General features: G+C 57.3%; 9 protein-coding genes. All 9 read left to right on the top strand.

The window, feature by feature from the left end:
* The coding region (locus AB1772_12845) for an IS630 family transposase (GenBank protein ID MEW5797228.1) at positions 1-127 on the top strand (127 nt) is incomplete at its 5' end.
* A 209-nt stretch (positions 128-336) separates the two neighbouring features.
* Positions 337-1,401 carry a T9SS type A sorting domain-containing protein gene (locus tag AB1772_12840; GenBank protein ID MEW5797227.1) on the top strand — a complete coding sequence of 355 codons (1,065 nt, stop codon included), beginning with the start codon at positions 337-339 and terminating at the stop codon, positions 1,399-1,401.
* A gap of 141 nt (positions 1,402-1,542) precedes the next feature.
* On the top strand, positions 1,543-2,664 hold the full coding sequence (gene hflX, locus AB1772_12835; protein MEW5797226.1) for a GTPase HflX: 1,122 nt from the start codon (positions 1,543-1,545) through the stop codon (positions 2,662-2,664).
* Positions 2,665-2,697: 33 nt separating this feature from the next.
* Positions 2,698-3,054, top strand: a complete 357-nt coding sequence (locus AB1772_12830) for a response regulator (protein MEW5797225.1) — start codon at positions 2,698-2,700, stop codon at positions 3,052-3,054.
* A gap of 139 nt (positions 3,055-3,193) precedes the next feature.
* On the top strand, positions 3,194-3,871 hold the full coding sequence (locus tag AB1772_12825; protein MEW5797224.1) for a Crp/Fnr family transcriptional regulator: 678 nt from the start codon (positions 3,194-3,196) through the stop codon (positions 3,869-3,871).
* Positions 3,872-4,161: 290 nt separating this feature from the next.
* Complete coding sequence (gene alr / locus AB1772_12820) at positions 4,162-5,319, top strand: alanine racemase (protein ID MEW5797223.1); 1,158 nt, start codon at positions 4,162-4,164, stop codon at positions 5,317-5,319.
* A gap of 206 nt (positions 5,320-5,525) precedes the next feature.
* Entirely contained in the window at positions 5,526-6,185 is a 660-nt protein-coding gene (locus AB1772_12815; protein MEW5797222.1) for a redox-sensing transcriptional repressor Rex, read from the top strand.
* A 223-nt stretch (positions 6,186-6,408) separates the two neighbouring features.
* A complete protein-coding gene (locus AB1772_12810) occupies positions 6,409-6,978 on the top strand; it encodes a hypothetical protein (GenBank protein MEW5797221.1) in 570 nt (189 codons plus the stop codon).
* 365 nt (positions 6,979-7,343) lie between these two features.
* Positions 7,344-7,571: a hypothetical protein gene (locus AB1772_12805; GenBank protein ID MEW5797220.1), complete on the top strand. Its 228-nt coding sequence runs from the start codon at positions 7,344-7,346 to the stop codon at positions 7,569-7,571.
* Positions 7,572-7,640: the final 69 nt, after the last annotated feature.

Here is a 7,640-nt window from a genome sequence, read left to right as displayed (position 1 = left end):
CCACATCGAAACCTTCATTGCTCACTACAATGCCACGACCAAACCCTTTGTCTGGACCGCCACAGCTGATTCCATCCTCGGAAAAATCAACCGACTATGTAAAGCTATTGACGGGACAAGACACTAGTGTGGATGCGCAGTCAACCCAGCATATTGGAAAACAGGATTATGCTACGTCACTCAAACCGAGTACTTGAAACGAGGGGGCCGGCTATCGTCCTGGTCCTCGGGTCGTTGTCTGCTGGTCTCACCCGAGCCACAGTAGTCGTGGCTCCCGGTGAAAGTGTCGAGGTTCAGCCCGAGGCGTGCGCGACGGCCTCAGGTTACAGGGGCCCATTGGGAAATTCGTGGGAAGGGTGTCCGGTCGGCTGCCTGGCCGATTGCGACATTAGCCAGGGGACCGCTGATGCCTCCTTCGACCTGAGTGGCACGCTCGGCTCCAAATACGTGACCTCTACCACCTACGGGCGATTTACTATTTCCGACCGATCCGGCTCTGAGGCCGAAGTCGATGCAACATTAGACTACGATATCACATGGCAAGGCATGTGGACGCTTAGCGGCGTTTTTACGGGCTACAACGACTGCAAGGCGGAAGTCTCCGTGTATCTGTACGACATTACCGACGGCGGTCGGGTGGTCAAAAAGACTGAACCACCTGTACATACCATGACACCTGATCGTTTCGTTGGAATAGACATTATTGACATTGGTGCCGCACTCGATAGCGGCGGAACCGCAAATTCCATGAACGCCAAGCTGAGTCGTGGTCACACTTATCGCACAGCCCTGACCATTCATATTACCGGCAAGGGGGTAGCCAACGCGAATATCGTCCTCGATTACTTCGCAGGAGCCTTGGGAGCTCAATGGACTGCTTTCACGGTCAGCGTCTCACCCGATTTGAGCGAACGGCTCGACGAACTTGAGAAACGAGTAGACTCGCTGGAAGCGGAGGTGGCCGGTCTACGAAACGACCTGGAGATTCACACCCACACCTATCTTACCGGGCGGGGAGAGGGACACAACAACACCGAGGCTAAAACTTCACCGGCCATAATCATGACCGACACAGGTCTCGCCGACAGCCAGCTTGGCTGGCTGCCCGATGACGGTGTTAATAGAAAGCCGCTACCAACGAAATCTCTACTGCTGACCAACTACCCGAATCCTTTCAATCCCACGACGGTCATACGCTTTTCCCTCCCGGAGCCGTCAGCAACTCGGATAGTCGTCTATAATTCGCTGGGCCAGACAGTGGCCACGCTTCTTGACGAGTATCAATCCGCCGGTGAACACGATGTCATGTTCGACCGCACCGATCTCGCGGCCGGGGTCTACTTCTATCGCCTGACCACACCGCACTTTGTAGAGACCAGGAAAATGCTGCTGCTGAAGTAATAAATCGCCTCCCCGCTGCGAATGTCCCTACCGCGATTGAAACCGGGCTTTCAACGAGCCATGAGCCAGGGATCATCGCGAGCTTGGTCCCCGTCACATTTCACCATTGATAATTCCCGGATCGACTCTATCTTCCAATGAATGACACACGAGCACGGTAAGCGCCAAATAGAAAAAGCCATCCTGGTCGGTTTGGCCAGTGACTCGCGCCGCAGATCAGAACAGCTCCAATCGCTTCAGGAGCTGCGCCGCCTGGCCAACACCGCCGGCGCGGCCGTGCTGGCCGAACGGGTGCAGGTGCGCCCGCGGCCCGATCCGGCGTTCTATATCGGGCGCGGCCTGGTAGAAGAACTGCGGGTGCAGCTCAGCGAGTCTGAAGCCAACTGTGTGATATTCGATGACCCCCTCAGCCCGGCGCAGCAGCGCAATCTCGAGGAGACGCTCGACACCAAAGTCATCGATCGCCCGGTGCTGATTCTCGATATTTTCGCAAGCGGCGCCCGCACGGCTGCGGCGCGGATGCAGGTCGAATTGGCCCAGCTCGAATATATGCTACCGCGCCTGACCGGCGCCTGGGTGCATTTCTCGCGCCAGTACGGCGGGATCGGCGCCAAGGGTCCGGGCGAGACCCAGCTAGAAATCGACCGCCGCCAGGTGCGCATCAAGATCGCCCAACTCAAGAAACGTATCGAAAAACTGGGCACCCAGCGCCAGACTCAGCGCAAGGCGAGGAGCGATCTGTTCAAGATAGCCCTGGTCGGTTACACCAACGCCGGCAAATCGACTCTGTTCAACGCGCTCACCAGGGCTGATGTCCAGACCGCCGACAGGCTGTTTACCACGCTCGACTCTACCACCCGTGTCATGTCGGCCGGCTACCCGACCAGAGTGGTTTTCTCGGACACAGTCGGGTTCATTCGCAAACTGCCACACCAGCTTGTCGAATCGTTCAAATCGACCCTCGAAGAAGTTGCCCTGGCCGACCTGATCCTTCTGGTGGCCGACTGCTCCGACCCCAAAATGACCGAGCGGATCGGACAAACTCGCGAGGTCCTGGTTGAGATCGAGGCCGATATGGTGCCGTATCTGACAGTCTACAACAAGCACGACGCCAATCCCGAGTTTGTTGCGCCGGCAAACAACGCCTCCCAGTCTTTTGTAGTCTCCGCCCTCCAGAATCAGGGGCTGGCTGCTCTGAAAGCCGAACTGGTGGCCCGCTCGGGCCGCAATCGATCCGCACCTGGTCCCGTTAAGCATCAATAACTGTCTGCCGATATATGATTAGCGAGCAGCCCTATGGCCAAAAAGATACTCATTGTCGATGACAACCCGAATATGTCGGCCTTGCTTTCCGAGATGCTGGAGGTTTTCGATCAGGAAGCGGTGGTGGCGTCGGACGGCTTCCAGGCGCTCGATGCCCTCAAATCGGGTAACTTCAGCATAGTCATAACCGATATGCGCATGCCCAAAATGACCGGCCTGGAACTCCTTCAGCAGGTCAAGGAAAACCATCCCAAGGTCAAAGTAGTGCTCATTTCCGGCTATTCCGGCTCCGAGATCGAAACCCAGGCCGAGGCGCTCAAAGCGGACGGGTTTCTCGGCAAGCCGCTCATGATGGCCGATATCGAAAAGCTCCTCAAAGAACTTCTGTAGCCAACCGCGTTTTCATTCGTTTTATTGGCAGTCAAGTTTCAGACGAAGTTTGTCTGATTGGTATCGTGGGGCAAGAGCCCTGCGCCGGCTCGCCGTGGCGAGCTTCTGTCATCGACAGACGAAAGACGAATCTTATCCGATGAAAAGCATACTAAAACGCTCGCGGCTGTTCGCTCAATTGGATGACCGGGCTCTTGACAATATCGCGTCGGCGGCAACACTCAGGCAGGTCACACCCGGCGAGATGATCTTTCAGGAAGGGGAGCCGGCGCATTCGTTCTTCGTGGTCGGCCGAGGACGCGTGAAGGTGTTCAAGCTTTCGCCGGAGGGCAAAGAGCAGGTGCTGATGATCGCCGGGGCGGGCGACAGTTTCGCCGAGGCGGCGCTGTTCGCCGGGCGGCTTTTTCCGGCGTCGGCCCAGGCACTTGAAGAATGCGAACTGCTGGCGATAAGCCGGGCTCGATTTGTGCGACTCCTCGGCGAGAATCCTGATCTGGCCGTCAATCTGATCGGCCGCCTTTCGGAGTTGCTCCGCCTGATGACCCGGCTGATCGAGGGATTGTCGCTTTCGGATGTTACCACCCGCCTGGCGCGATTTCTGTGTGCGTACCGGGTCGAATCAACGGGCCGGATGCCGTCGGAAATCATGCTCTCGGTGAAGAAGACGATTTTAGCTGCCCAACTGGGGACGATCCCGGAGACGTTGTCGCGCTCGTTCGCGAAGCTGGTGCGGGAGGGGATGATACAGGTGCACGGCCCGACCATCACGATTCTCGATCCCGACCGTTTGCAAAGGCTGGCCGATTCCGGGAAGTAATAGTTGAATCGTCATCGGGTGACGAGCCGTGGACGCCGCCTATGGATACTCCGCCTGAAGCGGCACATCACGGCATTAATAGCCGTGAGTTCCAGACCCGGTGCCTTGTGGGCGGCAAGCGGTGGCAAGTGTGCGGGACTCCTGCCCAGCGAGAGATAGTTGTCTGACGCATCGTCCCATACGTGGCGTCGCATCCCAATCCCACCCGCCGAAGGCGGGGTGGGCCACCAAGCCGCGGCCGCCATTCTTTTTGTTGTGCACGACAGTCGCCAATCGTATTACAAAACTCCATGACCAGCCGAAGCCTGCTGAACTGGATCGAACTCTCACGCGCCGCGCTCGATCATAATGTCCGCAGTCTGGTCCGTCTCGCCGGGAAGCGGATGATCGCCGTCTCAGTGAAGGCCAACGCCTACGGCCACGGCCTGCCGGAGATCATCAGCTATCTGAACGACCATCCGGAAGTTGGTTATGTCACCGTGCACTCCTGGGAAGAAGCCGCCCTGTGCCGCGACTCCGGCTGGGACCGCCGCATCATGCTTCTGGGACCGGTGCCTCTGCACAATCTCGAGGCTGTGTTCGAGTTCGATCTCGAACCGGTGGTATTCACGCGGGAAGCGCTCTCAGGTTTGGGGAAACTGGCAGATAAGTGGAAAACGCCGCTACGAACACACCTGAAGCTCGAGACCGGCACCAACCGCCAGGGAATCACCGAAAAAGAGCTCGGCTCGTTCGCCGCGATCTATAGGAAGCATGAGTATCTCCGAAAGCCGTACGGCGCCGGAATGCATTTCGCCAATATCGAGGACACAACTAACCACGAATACGCCCAGCACCAGCTGGACCGGTTCAACCGGATGGTCGCCCGCATGAAGGCTCTGGGGATCGGCCCGAGTGTCCGGCATACGGCGTCGTCGGCCGCCCTGATCCTGTTCGAGAAGACGAGATTCGAGCTGGTGCGCCCGGGGATCGCTTTCTACGGTCATTGGCCGTCGAAAGAGACATACCTCAGCTACCGTCTCGCCGGCGGCCACAACGACCTGCTCCGGCCAGTCTTAAGCTGGCACACCCGGGTAACCCAACTGAAAGATGTACCGGCCGACTCGTTTATCGGGTACGGCTGCACCTATCGCACCACCAGCCGGACCCGCCTGGCGGTCCTGCCGGCCGGATATGCCGACGGGTACGATCGCTCTCTATCCAACCTGGCGTATGTGCTTATACGGGGCCGGCGCGCGCCGGTCCGCGGTCGAATCTGCATGAACCTGACCATGGTCGATGTCACCGATATCGCCGGGGTGCGCCTGGAAGACCCGGTTATCTTGCTGGGCAGCCAAAAGAAGGACGTAATCAGCGCGGAACAGATGGCCGGCTGGGCGGCCTCGATAAACTATGAAATCCTGGCTCGGATTTCGCCTTATTCGCCGCGGCTGCTAACGCCTAAGTAGCTGCTGTGGATTATTGTACGACGACCTGTCGAAATGTGGGCGCACGCCGCAAAAGGCGCCGAAAATTAGTCGACAATAGCAAAAAAAGTTTGTTACAATAATCACTTGACACTCCCGGGTCGGTCCATATTATTCTTTTGTGAACCTTTTCACATGAACGCCGTTTGTACATTGGTTCACTACGACGAGTTGGAAACAGACTTAACGTGACTGGGAAAACAAGAAAGCGCATCTCGGAATCGACCATCAGGCGCCTTTCTCTCTATCTGCGGGCGCTGCTGGTGCTGGAAAAAGAGGGGATCACAACAGTCTCCTCCAAGGAACTGGCCATCCGGGAAAAACTGACCCCGGCCCAGGTGCGCAAGGACCTGTCGTTTTTCGGATCGTTCGGAACCCGAGGCCTGGGATACCCGGTCACCGAGTTGCGCGCGCAGATTTCCTCGATTCTGGGAATAGATCGTAACTGGAGAGTGGCCCTGTTCGGGGTGGGGAATATCGGCTCGGCCCTGGTCAGCTACAAAGAATTTGCCCGCCAGGGGTTTCAGATTGTGAAGCTGTTCGACAACGATCAGCGCAAGATCGGCTCCAATCACAAGGGGATAATCATCTCCGATGTCCGCAACATGGCGCCGGAGGTACGCGAGGCGGGGATCGAGATGGCGGTGGTAGCGGTGCCGGCGACAGTCGCCCAGTATATCGTGGATGATATTGTCGCCGCCGGCATCAAGGCGATTCTGAATTTCGCGCCGATCAATCTTCGGGTGCCCGAAGATGTCTATTTGCGCAACGAGAACATGTCGATGGAGCTCGAGTACCTCTCGTTCGCGCTGGTCAACCGCCACGCCGAGAAACGCCCCAGGGCGTAGGGCTCGTAACTCGACGAGCGGCGGTCAACTCTTCTCAGCACGGACTTTCCTTCTGACAGCAGAGCCGTTGTCTGTCGATATCGTCCAATCAGGTATCGGTGCCTGACCATAAATCCGACGGGATCGACCCCACTTAATCCATTCATTCCCAGCAGGTTACAGGTTGGGCACAGGTTTTGTCTTTCGGTCTCCCGGTGGAACAGGCCGGAAATCGGGAGTTACGATGAGACAACCGATACTTACACTTTTGATTGCCGCCTTAGCGCTGGTTGGAACCGCGCAGGGAGAAGATAACCCCTCCAATGATGAGCGAGCGGTCTCCGGGCCGTGGGAGGAATACTCGCTTGAGGCTGCGTTGACCGAGCTCGAAATTGACTACGGTCTCTGGCTCGAGATGGAACTGGCCGGGGTCCACCCGGAAGTGGAACGGCTGGAGAAGGCGATGCTGAGTCTCTTGAGCTACGATATCTATGTCGCCCAGGAACGGGTGCGCGAATTAGCCGAAATCGAGGCCGAGACCGGGGATCCGCACCCGGGAAAGCCGGAGGCGGCGGAAGATCAGTTGGAGCTGGAGACGGAGTTTTACGCTGCTCTTGAGGGGCTGAATGTGAGGGAGACGCTTTATCGATCGCTGAGACGGACCAAGGCGTTCAGCAACAAATATCGTTTGCTCGGCGATTACATCAACCTCCTTCGGCGGGAACTGGAGCTTCCCCGACTAAAACTGGCTAATGAGAAAGTGACTCACGGCCGAGCCGGCGCGCCCGGCTCGCAGGCGCCGCCTGACAGGTAGAATCGCGCTGCCCGACAAATAGCCTTTGAGCCACGTTTCGCTGTTGGCTTGACTCCCTCCTTGAAAGCGCCGCTGCCGTCCTTCGGCAGCGGCGTTGGTATTTGGGGGTCCTGTAGGGCCGGACCGTCTTCGATCCCGCCAAACGTTGACATCCGTGAGCGAAGCACAGTAGGTCAGGAGCCCTGTGCTCCTGACATCATCTCTCCGGTGAAACCGCAAGATGTCTGGAGGACGGGTCTCCTGACCTACTATGCTGTAGGAAAAACCTTCCGGCGGCTTGGAGTTTTCAGCATATAGTGACCCTTGAGGATTTAGTAGGCATTTGAAGATACAGGTGATAACTATCATGAGTATCTGGAGGACCAATGAAGAGATTTATTGCGGTTACCGCGGTGCTACTTTTGCTGGCGCCAATGGTTTACTCGCAAGGTGGCTGGGATGTGGACAAGGGCGACCCGCCGCCAATGGGCAGTGAAAGACAGCCGAACGCCAAGCCACAGAAAATCGAGCAGTTTGCATTCCTGTTCTATGAGGTGAGCTCATGTCAAGAGTTGTGTAAATTGGTTTCTCAAGCAGCGTGCTTTTCGATCTGATTGTTCTTCGTTTTCCTGACTTCGATGCCGTCCTCGAACGTCACTCCCGCCAGCACCTTCGTCACCAGG

The organism is Candidatus Zixiibacteriota bacterium, from assembly GCA_040752815.1.
GTDB lineage: Bacteria > Zixibacteria > MSB-5A5 > GN15 > FEB-12 > JAGGTI01.
This window is presented reverse-complemented; position numbering and strand designations above follow the sequence as displayed.